The organism is Streptomyces longispororuber, assembly GCF_014656095.1.
In the GTDB taxonomy this organism is placed as follows: domain Bacteria; phylum Actinomycetota; class Actinomycetes; order Streptomycetales; family Streptomycetaceae; genus Streptomyces; species Streptomyces longispororuber.
The window spans coordinates 1-14,092 of record NZ_BNBT01000187.1; the positions used below are offsets into that span (position 1 = coordinate 1).

Annotated in this window: 11 protein-coding genes and 1 pseudogene; 8 read left to right on the top strand and 4 right to left on the bottom strand. The window is 75.3% G+C overall.

The genetic code is table 11. The features are described from left to right. Positions 1-415: 415 nt before the first annotated feature. The 3 genes from IE330_RS34410 to IE330_RS34420 all read left to right on the top strand — a co-directional run bounded on the left by IE330_RS34410 (position 416) and on the right by IE330_RS34420 (position 3,182). On the top strand, positions 416-613 hold the full coding sequence (locus tag IE330_RS34410) for a hypothetical protein (RefSeq protein WP_190140108.1): 198 nt from the start codon (positions 416-418) through the stop codon (positions 611-613). Positions 614-883: 270 nt separating this feature from the next. Beyond that, positions 884-2,281, top strand: coding sequence for a vanadium-dependent haloperoxidase (locus IE330_RS34415; protein WP_190140109.1), 1,398 nt, complete (start codon positions 884-886; stop codon positions 2,279-2,281). A gap of 466 nt (positions 2,282-2,747) precedes the next feature. Next, positions 2,748-3,182: a subtilase-type protease inhibitor gene (locus IE330_RS34420; RefSeq protein WP_229926126.1), complete on the top strand. Its 435-nt coding sequence runs from the start codon at positions 2,748-2,750 to the stop codon at positions 3,180-3,182. A 222-nt stretch (positions 3,183-3,404) separates the two neighbouring features. On the opposite strand, the gene IE330_RS34425 is transcribed toward IE330_RS34420, so the two are convergent. The 4 genes from IE330_RS34425 to IE330_RS34440 form a co-directional block, all read right to left on the bottom strand. Continuing rightward, on the bottom strand, positions 3,405-4,709 hold the full coding sequence (locus IE330_RS34425) for a phytase (RefSeq protein ID WP_190140110.1): 1,305 nt from the start codon (positions 4,707-4,709) through the stop codon (positions 3,405-3,407). Positions 4,710-5,061: 352 nt separating this feature from the next. Then, positions 5,062-5,484: an arsenate reductase ArsC gene (locus IE330_RS34430; RefSeq protein ID WP_190140111.1), complete on the bottom strand. Its 423-nt coding sequence runs from the start codon at positions 5,482-5,484 to the stop codon at positions 5,062-5,064. A gap of 10 nt (positions 5,485-5,494) precedes the next feature. Next, positions 5,495-6,616, bottom strand: coding sequence for an ACR3 family arsenite efflux transporter (gene arsB, locus IE330_RS34435; protein ID WP_190140112.1), 1,122 nt, complete (start codon positions 6,614-6,616; stop codon positions 5,495-5,497). Next, positions 6,613-7,065 (bottom strand): ArsR/SmtB family transcription factor, encoded by a 453-nt coding sequence (locus IE330_RS34440; RefSeq protein WP_190140113.1) that lies wholly within the window; start codon positions 7,063-7,065, stop codon positions 6,613-6,615. The genes arsB and IE330_RS34440 overlap by 4 nt, the downstream gene beginning before the upstream one ends. Before the next feature lie 244 nt (positions 7,066-7,309). Here IE330_RS34440 and arsM point away from each other — a divergent pair, with 244 nt between their 5' ends. The 5 genes and pseudogenes from arsM (at position 7,310) to IE330_RS34465 (ending at position 13,987) form a co-directional block, all read left to right on the top strand. Then, positions 7,310-8,095 carry an arsenite methyltransferase gene (arsM, locus tag IE330_RS34445; RefSeq protein ID WP_190140114.1) on the top strand — a complete coding sequence of 262 codons (786 nt, stop codon included), beginning with the start codon at positions 7,310-7,312 and terminating at the stop codon, positions 8,093-8,095. A 169-nt stretch (positions 8,096-8,264) separates the two neighbouring features. After that, a pseudogene (locus IE330_RS34450) lies at positions 8,265-8,930 on the top strand (hemin transporter); the annotation flags it as partial. A 197-nt stretch (positions 8,931-9,127) separates the two neighbouring features. Then, entirely contained in the window at positions 9,128-10,021 is an 894-nt protein-coding gene (locus IE330_RS34455; RefSeq protein WP_190140116.1) for a universal stress protein, read from the top strand. A gap of 22 nt (positions 10,022-10,043) precedes the next feature. Then, on the top strand, positions 10,044-11,123 hold the full coding sequence (locus IE330_RS34460; protein WP_190140117.1) for a universal stress protein: 1,080 nt from the start codon (positions 10,044-10,046) through the stop codon (positions 11,121-11,123). A gap of 452 nt (positions 11,124-11,575) precedes the next feature. Next, the gene (locus tag IE330_RS34465) at positions 11,576-13,987 is read left to right on the top strand and encodes a phosphoketolase family protein (RefSeq protein ID WP_190140118.1); all 2,412 of its coding nucleotides are present in this window, start codon (positions 11,576-11,578) and stop codon (positions 13,985-13,987) included. The last annotated feature ends 105 nt before the right edge of the window (positions 13,988-14,092 follow it).

Below are 14,092 nucleotides of genomic sequence, written 5' to 3' on the forward strand. Positions count from 1 at the left end.
GGCCGCGAGCAGGCCGTCCGCGTCGCCGCCGCGGCCCTCGCCGTGGGCGGCGCCGCCGCGCTGGCCGCGCTCCTGGCACGGCACGCGGTCGGCCACGCCCTCGACCGGCAGCGCCTCGCGGCCTGGGACCGGGAGTGGCGGCGTACCGGACCGGAGTGGGGCGGGTGGACGGCGTGAGGCGGCCGGGACGTACGGGCGGCGCACCCCGGTACGGCGACGGCGCCGACGCGCGGCGCGGTCGGGCCCCCTCAGACCCGTGGTCGCTCAGCACACGAGGGCGCCCCGGCCGGAAACCGCCCCGGGCCCGGCCCCTCGTACGAGGGACAGCACGCATCGGCGCCACCCGTCATGGGCAGCCATGTCGGCGCTCCGCCCCTCCTCAGGGAGGGGGCCCTCGCACGCAGAAAGGGACGTCATGCGCCGACGCCTGACCTCGGTCCTCCTCGGAAGCCTGGCCCTGACCGCCCTCGCCCTCACCCCGGCCACCGCCACCACGGCCCCCGCCCCGCCGAATCCGGGGCCGCTCCTGCCCGCGCCCGAGTCCCTGGTCACGGAGGGCATCTCGATCGAGGGCCCGCTCATCAACAACCTCGGCCTGCCGCAGCTCGTCTGAGACCGCGCCGCGTCCGGGGCGCCGCGCGCTCCGGTTCCGTACGGCCCGCCCCCGCCGGCGGGCCGTGCGCGGCGACCGCACGACGTGGTCACGGGATGGCGGGCCGCACGACCGCGGCCGCGGGGCGCGGCGCCGCCCCCTGCGCCGCCGGGCGCGACGGTGGGCGGGGAAGCGGGTGTTTCGGCCAAAATCCCATGGTCGCGTTGGAGGCGGCCGTTCCCTGGGGAGCCCCCTCCCCGTCATCGTCACCGACGCTTCAGGGGGCCCACGATGCACGGACGCACAGCCCGGCGAAGAGAGCCGGCCCGACGTGGGCACCGGCGGCGGATCGCCGCCCTGGCCGTGGCGCTGGCCGCGGCCGCCGGCACGCTGGTCGCCGCGCCCTCGCCCGCCGTCGCGGCGCCGAACTTCGACGGCGACCCGATCCACTACTGGAACGGCGTGCTCCAGCAGGCCATGCGCACCCGGAGCGGCGCCCCCGGCCCGCTGGCCCGCGCCGCCGCGATGCTCAACGGCGCGATGTACGACGCGGAGAGCTCCTACCGGCTGCGCTGGCACCGGATGACCTCCGAGCCCTACCTGGAGGCGTACCGCTACGACGCGATCCTGGAAGGCCCCGGCGAGGAGGAGCGGGTGATCGGGCGCACGGCCTACAAGATCCTGCTCGGCATCTTCAAGGAGCAGAAGCCGTACCTGGACCAGAAGTTCACCGACCGCTTCGGCACCAGGCCCGACGAGTTCGACCTGCTCGACCACACCGTGGTGAACAAGGTGGTGGCGCGGATGGAGGGCGCCCGCGCCGCCGACGGCTCCGACGACCAGCGCAAGTACACCGGGGACAAGGTTCCCGGCGCCTGGCGGCCGACGCACTACGCCGACCTCCCGGACCCCTCGTGCACGCAGGAGAGCCAGGCCGCCACGCCGCACTGGGGCGAGGTGAGGCCCTTCGCGATCCCGACGGGCTCCGAGTACCGGCCGCCGACACCCGATCTGTACGGCGACTACGACCGGCTCCTGGCCAGTACGGCCTACCGGGACCAGGTCGACAAGGTGCGCCGGGCCGGTGCCGCGAACGCGCCGGAGAGCGAGCGGTCCCGGGACCAGACCGCGGCCGCCTGGTTCTGGGCCAACGACGCCGACCGCACCTACAAGCCCCCGGGGCAGATCCTCCAGCACACCCGCGAGGTGGCGACGGCGCAGAAGCTCACGACGTACCAGAACGCCCGGCTGTTCGCCCTGGTCTCCCTGGCCATGGCGGACGCGTCGATCGCCGAGTGGGACGTGAAGTACCGCACGCCGATCGACCTGTGGCGGCCGGTGTCCGCCATCCGGGACGGCGGTCTCGACCGCAACTGGAAGCCCCTGGCGGGGACGACGCCCTGCTTCCCGGCGTGGGCCTCGGGGCACGCGTCGTTCGCCGGGGCGTGGGCGGGCGTGCTGGAGCAGTACTTCGGCACGGGCGACATCGCCGTCACCCTCACCACCGACGACCCGAAGTCCCCCGTGCGGTCCCGCTCCTTCACCAGCTTCCGGCAGGCGGCGCGGGAGAACGCCGACAGCCGGGTCCACCTGGGCGTCCACTACCCGTGGGACGCCACGGACGGCCTGGCCGTCGGTGACAAGGTCGCCGACTACGTGACGACGAACAAGCTCAAGCCCATCCCCTGACGCGGGCCGGGGCTCCGCACGGATGGACGGCGCGCGCGGCGCGCCGTCCACCCCCCGCCCTCCCCCGCGCACGAAGGAACACCCCCGGAGGGGACGGCCGGGACTTTCGGCCGAAAGGGTGACACACGGGCTGTAGCCCTCCGTCACGTCTGCGCAGGTCACGGGGTCGTTCTCCGTTGTACCAGCGGCTGTGCAACGGCGATCCGCACCGCGTCCGGCGCCGTCCCCGCACCACGGAGCAGGTCGAGGCACCACGGAGCAGGGCGAGCCGGATCGCGTGGCGCCCGGCGGGACGCCGCATCCAGAAAGCGCCCCTCCGTTTGCGGCGCCCGCGGCCGGCTTGCCAGACTCCCCGCCGCCACCAGGTCACGGCACGCGCCCCGGCCGTACCGCGCCGCGGCGCGTGCCCTGCGACGGACGGCTCCGCCGTCCGCACCGAGTCCGCCCACGTGTCAGGAGGCGCACCGTGCCCACACCGTCCCGCGTTCTCAGCGCGGCCGTCATGGCCGCCGGCATCCTGGCCACCACCCATCCCGCCGACGCCGCCACGACGCGGGTCAGCGAGGTGCACGCGCCCACGGCACTGGTCCTGTCCGTCGGCAGCGGTGAGCACGCCGCCACCGCCACCGTGCGCCGCGCGGTCACGCTGACCTGCGGGCCGAAACCGACCGGCACGCATCCCGCGCCGCGCGCCGCCTGCGCGGAACTCTCCGCGGTGGAGGGCCGGTTCGCGGCGCTGGTCGACGAGTCCCCCGGCGTGCAGTGCACGATGGAGTGGGACCCGGTCGTCGTCTCCGTCAGCGGCGTCCGGGAGGGCAGGCACGTCGCGTGGAGCGCCACCTTCGACAACCCGTGCTGGAAGAACGCCACCCTGGCCGACTCCGTGCTGCTCACCTTCTGACGCCCTTCGCCTACGCCTCCTGCCCCTCGCCCACCAGGGACGCCCCGGCGCGGTGCACCCGACGGGCCCGGCCCCGACGGCGCCCGGCTGCCTGACTGGCCGACTGTCTGACTGTCCGGCTCGTACGGCTCGTACGGCTCGTACGGCTCGTACGGCACACCACCCCCGCAGCACGCCCAGAGGCGGCCGACGGGGGTGGTGGGGTGCCGCGCAGCCGGTGGCTCAGTCGTCCAGGGCCTCGGTGACGTCCCCGAGGTCGACGAACTTGAACCCGGTCGCCTCGCGCTCGCCGTCGGCCGGGGTCTCGTGGCCGTCCTGGACGACGAGGAGGCCGTTCGGGTACTTCCGCCCCAGGGGCGCGTTCAGCACGGCGGCGCCGTCGCACTCCTCGGAGCCGTCGAGCCGGGCCGAGGCGGCGGTGACGCGGAAGCCGCCCTCGTACTCGTTCTGCTCGCCGGTCTCCCGGTCGTACGCGGCGAAGGTGTCGTCGCCCTGGCTGGAGGCCAGCAGATAGCCGTCCCCGTCGGACTCGGTGAGCAGGGTCAGGCCCTCGACGTCGGCGCTGAGGCGGGTGCCGCCGTAGCCGGGGTCGGCACCGGCGACGCACTCCTCGGTCCCCTCGTCGTAGGTGCCGGGAACGCCGTACTCCCGCACCTTGTCGATCAGTTCGGGGCGCCCGGTGAGGTTGGCGCGCAGCCGCCAGATGCCGACGTCCTCCTGTCCCGCGTAGAGCGTGCCGTCGGCGGGGTCGACGACCATGCCCTCGACCTGCGGCAGCTCCCCGGGCTCGGCGCAGGGCGACCAGGAGGCGCCGTTCGGCAGCCGGAAGGACGACGGCAGGTCCAGGGTGCGCACGGTGCGGTACCCGACCGTGCCCCGCGACGTTGCGGTCAGCTCCAGGAGCGCTATCGCGGTGCGCTCGCGGCGGCTGACCAGGGCGTACGAGCGGCCGGTGGCCTTGTCCGTCCAGGTGGCGAGGCCGTAGGCGGTGCGCTGCTCGTTCACCTCCTCCTCGCTCGCCGAGAAGACGGCGGGCGCGTCCGGGTCGGTGACGTCGGTGAGCGGCCCGCCGGGGCGGTCCCGGTCGACGCGGTAGACCCGGAGGCGGTCGTTGCCCCGGTCGGTGGTGACGGCGAGGTCGGCCCGTCCCGTGGTGAGCCGGGCGCCCTGGAGGAGGTCGACGTTGTTGAACCGGCCGGGGGCGTCGTCGGGCCCGGTGGCGGGCGGCGCGGGCACCGCCTGCACCTGGCGGGCGTCGAGGTCGTAGACGCGCAGCCCGCCCTCCTTCGCCGTGGCGATCACCAGACTGCGGCCCGGGTCTGCGGCGTTGCGCCAGATCGCCGGGTCGTCCGCGTCGGCGTTGCCGCCCGCCTCGTCGTCGTACAGCGCCGGGGTCTCGGCCCGGGGCGTGACCTCCGGCAGCGCGTCGGCGCCGGTCCGCGCCTGGGCCGGTCCGGTCACGGTGAGGGCCACCAGGGCGGCGCCGAGGGCGAGGGCCACGGCTCGGGGGGTGCGGTGTCCGACCACGAAAGGTCTCCTTGTCGAAGGGCGGTACGGCTGGTGCGAACGGCGAGTCTGCGAGCGGGCCGTGACGAGTTGTCAGGCAGTAACGTGACGCCCCGGCATCCGCGCCGTGAACACGAGGCTGCCGCGCCAGTCCGCAACCGGCTCCGTGGGGTACGCCGTCCTCGGGCCAGCCGTGCTGAGAGGGACCAGGGCGGACACCTGGGGGCCGTCCTCGCGGAAGTCCACCAGGATCGCCCCGGCGCTCCCCCGGCCGGTGCTGCATCCGCAACGGCTTCGCGCGGGGCGCGACGCAGCGACGCCGCCGGGCACCGCGCCGGGACGGGCAACCGGGCGGTGTCCGGCCGCCGGTGCGTCAGGCGCGGCCGGGCAGGAGGTCGTCCACGAGGGCCCGGACGCGGCGCCCGATCTCGTCGCGGATCGGGCGTACGGCGTCCAGGCCCTGCCCGGCGGGGTCGTCCAGTGCCCAGTCGAGGTAGCGCTTGCCGGGGAGGACGGGGCAGGTGTCGCCGCAGCCCATCGTGATCACCACGTCGGACGCCCGTACGGCGTCGGCGGTGAGGACCTTGGGGGTCGCGGCGGAGAGGTCGATGCCCGCTTCGGCCATCGCCGCGACGGCGGCCGGGTTCACGTCGGCGGCCGGTGCGGAGCCTGCGGAGCGGACCTCGATCCGGTCCCCGGCGAGGTGGGTGAGCCAGGCGGCGGCCATCTGCGAGCGGCCGGCGTTGTGAACGCAGACGAACAGCACCGACGGCTTCGCTGCGGGGGCGTCAGACACGACGGGGGCATCAGACACGGGCGGGTCCTTCCTGGACGGCGGCCTGCCCGGCCGCCGGGGCGTGCGTGGGGTCGGGGAAGAAGCGGCGGGCGGCGAGCGCGACGTGGACGAGGCCGATGAGCACCGGGACCTCGATCAGCGGGCCGACGACCCCGGCGAGGGCCTGGCCGGAGGTGGCGCCGAAGGTGGCGACGGCGACCGCGATGGCCAGCTCGAAGTTGTTGCCCGCCGCGGTGAAGGCCAGCGTGACGGCGCGCGGGTACCCCAGGCCGACGGCCCGGCCCAGCGCCAGGGACCCCGCCCACATCAGGGCGAAGTACACGAGGAGCGGCAGCGCGATCCGGGCGACGTCGAGGGGGCGGGAGGTGATGGCGTCGCCCTGGAGCGCGAAGAGGAGGACGATGGTGAAGAGCAGCCCGTAGAGCGCGAACGGGCCGACGCGCGGCACGAGCCGCGTCTCGTACCAGGTGCGGCCCTTGGCCCGCTCGCCGAGGCGCCGGGTGACGAAGCCCGCCAGCAGGGGCAGGCCCAGGAAGATCAGCACCGAGCGGGCGATCTCCCAGACGGACACGTCCAGCGTGGTCCGCTCCAGGCCGAGCCAGCCGGGCAGGACGGACAGGTAGAACCAGCCCAGCAGGCTGAACGCGAGGACCTGGAACACGCTGTTGAGGGCCACGAGCACGGCCGCGGCCTCGCGGTCGCCGCAGGCCAGGTCGTTCCAGATGACCACCATGGCGATGCAGCGGGCCAGCCCGACGACGACGAGGCCGGTGCGGTAGGCGGGCAGGTCGGGCAGGAGGAGCCAGGCGAGGGCGAACATCAGCGCCGGGCCGATGACCCAGTTCAGCAGAAGCGAGAGCAGCAGCAGGCGCCGGTCCCGGGTGACGGTGTCCAGGCGGTCGTAGCGGACCTTGGCCAGGACCGGGTACATCATCACGAGCAGGCCGAGCGCGATCGGCAGCGAGACGCCGGTGACGGTGACGCCCGCGAGCGCGTCGCCGAGCCCCGGCACCAGCCGGCCCAGGCCGAGGCCGGCCGCCATCGCGCCCAGGATCCACACCGCCAGGTAGCGGTCGACGAACGACAGCCGGGCCGCGACCGCCTCCTTCCCCGGGGCGGCCGCCGCGGTCACGAGACGGCTCCGGCGGTGGCGGCGGGCTCGGCAGGACCGGACCCCGCGGTGTCGGCGGGGCGGGCCGCCGCGGCAGTGGGGCCGGGCTCGGCGGGGCGGGTCAGCACGGCGGCGAGGCGGTCGGTGGCCTCGGGGACCAGCCGGTAGTACACCCACGTGCCGCGGCGCTCGGAGGCGATGAGTCCGGCCTGGCGCAGCAGCTTCAAGTGGTGGGAGATCGTCGGCTGCGCCAGGTCGAAGGCCGGGGTCAGCTCGCACACGCACACCTCGCCGCCCGCCCGGGACGCGATCAACGACAGCAGCCGCAGCCGGACCGGGTCCCCCAGGGCCTTGAAGACCGTGGCCAGCTCCGCCGCCCGGTCACCGTCCAGCGGGGCCGTCAGCAGTCCCGGGCAGCAGTCGGCGACGCCGGCGCCCTGGCCGACCACCGGAAGTTCTTGTTTCGACATGCTTCTATCTTGACGTTCTTCGATTCACGGCGCAAGGTTGCATCCACGCACATCGATACAGCCTGCTCCGGACGGAGCCGCCTCTGCCTGTGCGGATGCCGCGCCCGCTCGTACGGGCGCCGTGCTCCGCTGGTGCGGGCGCCGTGCCTGCTCGTACAGGTGCCGTGCCCGCTGGTGCGGATGCCGCTTGTGCGGATGCCGCCTCCGTCCACCAGGAGTGAGCCATGAGCGACAGGAGTGAGTCATGAGCGAGCAGTCCACCGACCTGCGCGAGACCGTCCGCCGGCGCTACGCCGCGGCGGCCGTCCAGGTCACCGAGGGCGGCGCCGCCTGCTGCGGGCCCCGGCCGAGCGGGGCCGACGACCGCTTCGGCGCCGCCCTGTACGCCGCCGACGACCGCGAGGCGCTGCCCGCCGACGCGGTGGCCGCCTCCCTCGGCTGCGGCAACCCCACCGCCGTCGCCACCCTGCGCGAGGGCGAGCGCGTGCTGGACCTCGGCTCCGGCGGCGGCATCGACGTCCTGCTCTCCGCCCGCCGTGTCGGCCCCACCGGCAAGGCGTACGGCCTCGACATGACCGACGAGATGCTCGCCCTGGCCCTCGCCAACGCCGCCGAGGCCGGTGCCACCAACGTGGAGTTCCTCAAGGGCACCATCGAGGCCGTGCCGCTGCCCGCGCACACCGTCGACGTGGTGATCTCGAACTGCGTCATCAACCTGTCCACCGACAAGCCCGCGGTGTTCGCCGAGATCTTCCGCGTCCTGAGGCCCGGCGGCCGCGTCGGCGTGTCCGACGTCGTCGCCGACGACGCCCTCACCCCCGCTCAGCGTGCCGAACGCGGCGACCACGCCGGCTGCGTCGCCGGCGCCCTGTCCTTCAGCGAGTACCGCACCGGCCTGGCGGCCGCCGGATTCACCGACATCGAGATCACCGCCACCCACCCGGTCGCCGACGGCATGCACTCCGCCGTCGTCCGCGCCACCAAGCCACCGACGACCACGGGCACCGCCGGAGCGGCGAGCCGGCCCTAGACGACGCAGAACCGGTGACCCCCTCCCACACCGAACGGGCGGCGGCCACCAGCGTGACCGCCGCCCGCTGGACACCGACGCCACCCGCTGGACCGCCGGGGTGCCCCAGCCGAGGCAATGGCGTATGGGTTCGCGAGGGCGCTGCTGGAGCACCCGGACGCGCGCCCGGCCGGCGCCGCGGGCGGGTCAGTACGTGAGCGTCCGCGTACGGATGGCCGACGGGGTGCACCAGCTCCGCCAGTACAGCCTGTCCTGCGACCCGGGCGGCGAGCTGCGGCGGATCACCGTCAGGCGGGTCGCGGGCACGGTCGGCGCCCCGGACGGCGAGGTCTTCGCCCTGCTGCACGACCAGGTCCGCGAAGGGGACGAGCTGGTCCTGTCCGCGCCCTTCGGCGCTGTCTTCCTCGACGACTCGGCCGACGCCGCCGCTCCGGTCGTCCTGGTCTCCGCGGGCATCGGCGGGACGCCCATGGTGGGCGTCCTGGCCCGTCTCGCCGCCCTCGGCTCGCCCCGCCCGGTGCTGGTCCTGCACGCCGACCGCTCCCCCGCCGCGCACGCCCTGCGCGCCGAGACGCGTGAACTGGTGGCTCAACTGCCGGATGCGCGGGCCGTCTTCTGGTACGAGGGCTGCTGCCCGGAGGAGGCCGACGCCCGCGAGGGCCTGCTGAGCCTCGACGGCATCGAACTGCCCGAGGGCGCCACGGTGTTCCTGTGCGGCCCCCTGCCGTTCATGCGCGGCGTGCGCGCGGAGCTGCTGCGTGCCGGGGTTCCGGCGCGGCGCATCCGCTACGAGGTCTTCGGCCCCGACCTGTGGCTGCCCGGGACCGCGGACTGACCCGCCTCCCCCGAGGGGCCGTGCGCCGGCCGGGCCCAGGGCCGGTCGGCCCGGGCGGTGCCCCGGTCGGCCCTGTCGCCCCGGCCGCCGCACGACGACGCTGGAGGCGAAGCCGAACGCGCTTCGACGCGCGGTGACGCGCAGGACGGCACGACGCGCCGCCTGTGCCTTTCCCGCCAGATCAGGAGGTGGACCTGATGTCCCGTACCGTCGTGGCCGGTTACGACGGCTCGGCCGAGAGCCGGGCGGCCGCCGAGTGGGGCGCCCGCGAGGCCCGGCTCCTCGGCGCGGAGCTCCGGCTGGTCAGCGTCCGCGAGCCCGTCCCCCTGTCGTACGCGGCTCTCGCGGAGGGCAGGCGGGACGAGACGGACCAGGTGGCCCGTGCGGCCGTGGACGGCCTGAGGCTGCGTCACCCCGCGGTGGACGTCAGCCTGGTGCGGCTCAGCGGACGGCCCGGTGAGCTCCTGGCGGCCGCGGTGGACGACGCCGGGCTGCTGGTGCTGGGGTCCCGGGGCCTGAGCGGCTTCGGCGGCTTCCTGGTCGGGTCCGTGGGGCAGGCCGTGGTGGCCCGGACCCGGCGCCCGGTCGTGCTCGTCCGGGCCGGGGAGCAGGCCGCGGACGAGCACGCCCACGACCCCTCGGGGATCCCGTCCGCCGCGGCGCCCTACCGGCCCGTGGTCCTCGGGCTCGACACCGAAGGACCCGACACGGCGTTGCTCACGTTCGCCTTCGAGGCCGCGGCGCGCCGTGACACCGCCCTGCGCGTCCTGCACTCCTGGCCGCTGCCTCCCTACTTCGCCTACGGGCTCCCCGAGGACCCGGAACTGGACGCGCGGCTGGCCGTGGACGACGCGGCGGCGCTCAGCGAGATCCTCGGCCCCTGGCGGCGGAAGTTCCCGTCCGTCGTGGTGCGCGAGGAGTCCCGCCCCGGCAAACCCGCCGCGCACCTGACCGAGGCCTCCAAGGACGCCTCGCTGGTGGTCGTCGGACGCCGCGTCCGCAGCTCGCCGATCGGCGGCCGCATCGGGCCCGTCACGCACGCGGTCCTGCATCACTCGGCGGCCCCGGTCGCCGTCGTCCCGCACGACTGATCCGGGAACGGGAGGCGAGGAGATGCGGAGCATGGAGCTGCCCGTGGTCGTCGGCGTCGACGGCTCCGAACCGAGCCTGCGGGCCGTCGACTGGGCCGTGGACGAGGCGGCCCTGCACGGCGTGCCCTTGCGAATGGTGTACGCCTCGCTGTGGGAGCGCTACGAAGGGCCCGCCCTGGTCCGGGCGCTGGGCAGGCCCGCGGAGCACGAGCGGGCCGAAGCGATCGTCGCCTCCGCCGCCGCCCGGGCGGAACATCGCGACCCGGACGTGAAGGTCTCCGCCGAGGCGGTACGCGCCGACGCCGTGAGCGCCCTGGTGTGCGAGGGCCGCAACGCCTCCATGGTCGTCGTCGGGGCCCGGGGGCGCGGCGGCCTGGCCGAGCTGCTGCTGGGTTCGGTGAGCCTGGGGGTCGCCGCCCGGGCGTCCTGCCCCGTGGTCGTGCTGCGCGACGGCCGTGCCCCGGGCGCCAGGACCCGGGCGGAGCAGCGGATCGTGCTGGGGGTGGGCGAGGCGACCGACGAGGCGGCCGTGCGCTTCGCGTTCCAGGAGGCGGCCGACCGCTACGCCTGTCTGCACGCGCTGCACGCCTGGCGGTGTCCCGCGCCCGGCACGCCGCACGCCTCCCTCAGGGCTGCCGACCCGGTGGGCGGCCACGAGCGGCGGGCCGAGGGTCGCGTACCGGCGAGCGACCAGGCACCTCCCGCCACGGACGGCGTACCGGTGCGCGACCAGGCACCGCCCGCCGTGGGCCGCGTACCGGTGCGCGACGAGCAACCGGCCGACGGCGAACGCCACACCCTGGATCGCGGACCCCACGCCCCGGACCACGTACCGCTGTGCGGCCACGAGCAACGCGCCACCGACCGCCTGGAGGAGGCGCTGCGGGACGCCGCGCGCGAGCACCCCTCCGTGCGCGTACGCCGGCGCCCCGTGGAGGGCGGCGCGCGCACGGCTCTGCTGCGGGCCGCTGCCACCGCCGACCTGCTGGTGGTGGGCGCCCGTCGCCGTCGGGGGCACCTCGGTCTCCAGCTCGGCCGGGTCGCGCACGCGGTGCTGCACCACTCCGCCTGCCCGGTCGCCGTCGTCCCGCAGCGGGAATGAGGCCGGTGCCCGGCCCGACCTTGCGCGCCAGGGCGTACGTCCGTGCCTCCCGCACCAGCCCCGCGGCCGGGGGCCCGCTGCGGGCCGGGGCCTCGTCGCGGACCCGTGCCGCGCCGGGCCGGGAGACCGATTTCGGTCGAACAGCGTGTTTTCTGCTGCTGCGGGCACGCGTGCGGTGTAACGCTGGAAGCCCACCGGGGTGGACCGCCACTCCCGGCGGGCGTGGGGACAGGCACGAGCCGAGCCACCCGGGGGTGGGGAATGCGCCGCGCACAGCCGCACGGTGCCCCCCTCCCCGCGGCGCGGCTCCCGGCCCGGCGCGGCCTCCCGTGCCCGAGCAACCGCTCCCTCCCGCGGCGCGCGACGCCCCGCCGCCTCCCCCGCCCCCGGCTTGCCCCCCGACCGCTCAGCGACTGCTCCCCGCCCCTCCGACGACGTTCACGAGGTCCCTCATGTCCCACGAGATCCACGAGCACCAGGGCAGCGGCACCGGCACCACCGGCGGCACGGTGCTGACCGACGACGACGTGCGCACCCTGGACGCCCACTGGCGGGCCGCCAACTACCTGGCCGTCGGGCAGATCTACCTCCTGTCCAACCCCCTGCTCACCGAGCCGCTGCGGTCCGAGCACGTCAAGCCGCGGCTGCTCGGGCACTGGGGCACCTCCCCCGGCCTCAACCTGGTCCACACCCACCTCAACCGCCTGATCAAGGAGCGCGGCCAGGACGCCCTGTGCGTCTGGGGGCCCGGCCACGGCGGCCCCGCGGTGCTCGCCAACGCCTGGCTGGAGGGCAGCTACAGCCAGACCTACCCCGACGTGAGCAGGGACGCGGCAGGCATGGAGCGGCTCTTCCGCCAGTTCTCCTTCCCGGGCGGCGTACCGAGCCACGTCGCCCCGGAGACACCGGGCTCCATCCACGAGGGCGGCGAGCTGGGGTACGCCCTCTCCCACGCCTACGGCGCCGCCTTCGACAACCCGGACCTGCTCGTGGCCTGCGTCATCGGTGACGGCGAGGCGGAGACCGGCCCGCTCGCCGCCTCCTGGCACTCCAACAAGTTCCTCGACCCCCTCCACGACGGCGCGGTACTGCCGATCCTGCACCTCAACGGCTACAAGATCGCCAACCCCACGGTCCTGTCCCGGCTGCCCGAGGAGGAGCTGGACGAGCTGCTGCGCGGGTACGGCCACGACCCGCTCCACGTCGGCGGTGCGGACCCGGCGCAGGTGCACCGGGACATGGCCCGGGCGATGGACACCGCCCTGGACCGGATCAGCGCGATCCAGCGCGCCGCCCGCGAGGGCGGTGGCGGCGAACGGCCGCGGTGGCCCGTCATCGTGCTGCGTACGCCCAAGGGCTGGACCGGGCCCGCCGAGGTCGACGGGCTGCCCGTCGAGGGCACGTGGCGCTCCCACCAGGTGCCGCTGGGGGACGTCCGCGGCAACGCGGACCACCTGCGGCAACTGGAGGAGTGGCTGCGCTCGTACCGGCCCGAGGAGCTGTTCGACGAGCGCGGCCGGCCGCGGGAGCGGGTCCTCGCCTGCGTCCCCGAGGGCGCGCGGCGCCTCGGCGCGACCCCGCACGCCAACGGCGGCCTGCTGCTGCGCGAGCTGCCCGTGCCGCCGCTGGAGCGGTACGCGGTCGCCGTCGACAAGCCCGGCGCGACGCTGCACGAGCCCACCCGGGTCCTCGGCGACCTGCTGGAGTCCGTCATGGCGGCGACCGCCGAGCGCCGCGACTTCCGTCTCGTCGGCCCCGACGAGACGGCCTCCAACCGCCTCCAGGCGGTCTACGGGGCCAGCGGCAAGGCCTGGCAGGCGCGGACGCTGGACGTCGACGAGCACCTCGACCGGCACGGCCGGGTCATGGAGATCCTCTCCGAGCACACCTGCCAGGGCTGGCTGGAGGGGTACCTCCTCACCGGCCGGCACGGCCTGTTCTCCTGCTACGAGGCGTTCGTCCACATCATCGACTCGATGGTCAACCAGCACATCAAGTGGCTGCGCGTCACCCGCCGCCTGCCCTGGCGGGCGCCCATCGCCTCGCTCAACTACCTGCTCACGTCGCACGTGTGGCGCCAGGACCACAACGGCTTCTCGCACCAGGACCCCGGCTTCGTCGACCACGTCCTCAACAAGAGCCCCGAGGTCGTCCGCGTCTATCTGCCGCCGGACGCCAACACCCTGCTGTCCGTGGCCGACCACGCCCTGCGCAGCCGGGACTACGTGAACGTCGTCGTCGCGGGCAAGCAGCCCTGCTTCGACTGGCTGTCCCTGGACGAGGCCCGGGCCCACTGCGCCCGCGGCGCGGGCATCTGGTCGTGGGCCGGCACCGAGGACAGCGCACGCGAGCCGGACGTGGTGCTCGCCGCGGCGGGCGACGTCCCCACCCAGGAGGTGCTGGCCGCGGCGCAGTTGCTCCGCCGCCATCTGCCGGAGCTGGCCGTGCGGGTCGTCAACGTCGTGGACCTGGCCCGGCTGCTGCCCGCCGAGGAACACCCGCACGGCATGCCCGCCGCGCAGTACGACGCCCTGTTCACACGGGACAAGCCGGTCGTCTTCGCGTACCACGGCTACCCGTGGCTGATCCACCGGCTCGCCTACCGACGTGCCGGACACGCGAACCTGCACGTCCGCGGCTACAAGGAGATCGGCACCACCACGACGCCCTTCGACATGGTGGTCCGCAACGACCTCGACCGCTACCGGCTGGTGATGGACGTCATCGACCGGGTCCCGGGGCTGGCCGTCCGCGCCGCCGACGTACGGCAGCTCATGGAGGACACCCGGCTGCGCCACCACGCCTGGATCCGCGAGCACGGCACCGACCTGCCGGAGGTCGCGGACTGGACCTGGACCGCCTGACGTGCCCCGGGCCGCGCGGGGACGCCCCGACCGGGGGCCCGCGCCGGTGGCCGGTGCGGGACCCGGGCCCGGCGGCCGCCGATGACCGCCGGACCCGGCCGGGCC

Excerpts from the sequence above, each read along its gene's own strand:
- IE330_RS34440 (WP_190140113.1), bottom strand. The coding sequence starts at position 7,065 with ATGTCGAAACAAGAACTTCCGGTGGTCGGCCAGGGCGCCGGCGTCGCC.
- IE330_RS34460 (WP_190140117.1), top strand. The coding sequence starts at position 10,044 with ATGCGGAGCATGGAGCTGCCCGTGGTCGTCGGCGTCGACGGCTCCGAA.
- IE330_RS34455 (WP_190140116.1), top strand. The coding sequence starts at position 9,128 with ATGTCCCGTACCGTCGTGGCCGGTTACGACGGCTCGGCCGAGAGCCGG.
- IE330_RS34465 (WP_190140118.1), top strand. The coding sequence starts at position 11,576 with ATGTCCCACGAGATCCACGAGCACCAGGGCAGCGGCACCGGCACCACC.
- arsM (WP_190140114.1), top strand. The coding sequence starts at position 7,310 with ATGAGCGAGCAGTCCACCGACCTGCGCGAGACCGTCCGCCGGCGCTAC.
- IE330_RS34415 (WP_190140109.1), top strand. The coding sequence starts at position 884 with ATGCACGGACGCACAGCCCGGCGAAGAGAGCCGGCCCGACGTGGGCAC.
- IE330_RS34410 (WP_190140108.1), top strand. The coding sequence starts at position 416 with ATGCGCCGACGCCTGACCTCGGTCCTCCTCGGAAGCCTGGCCCTGACC.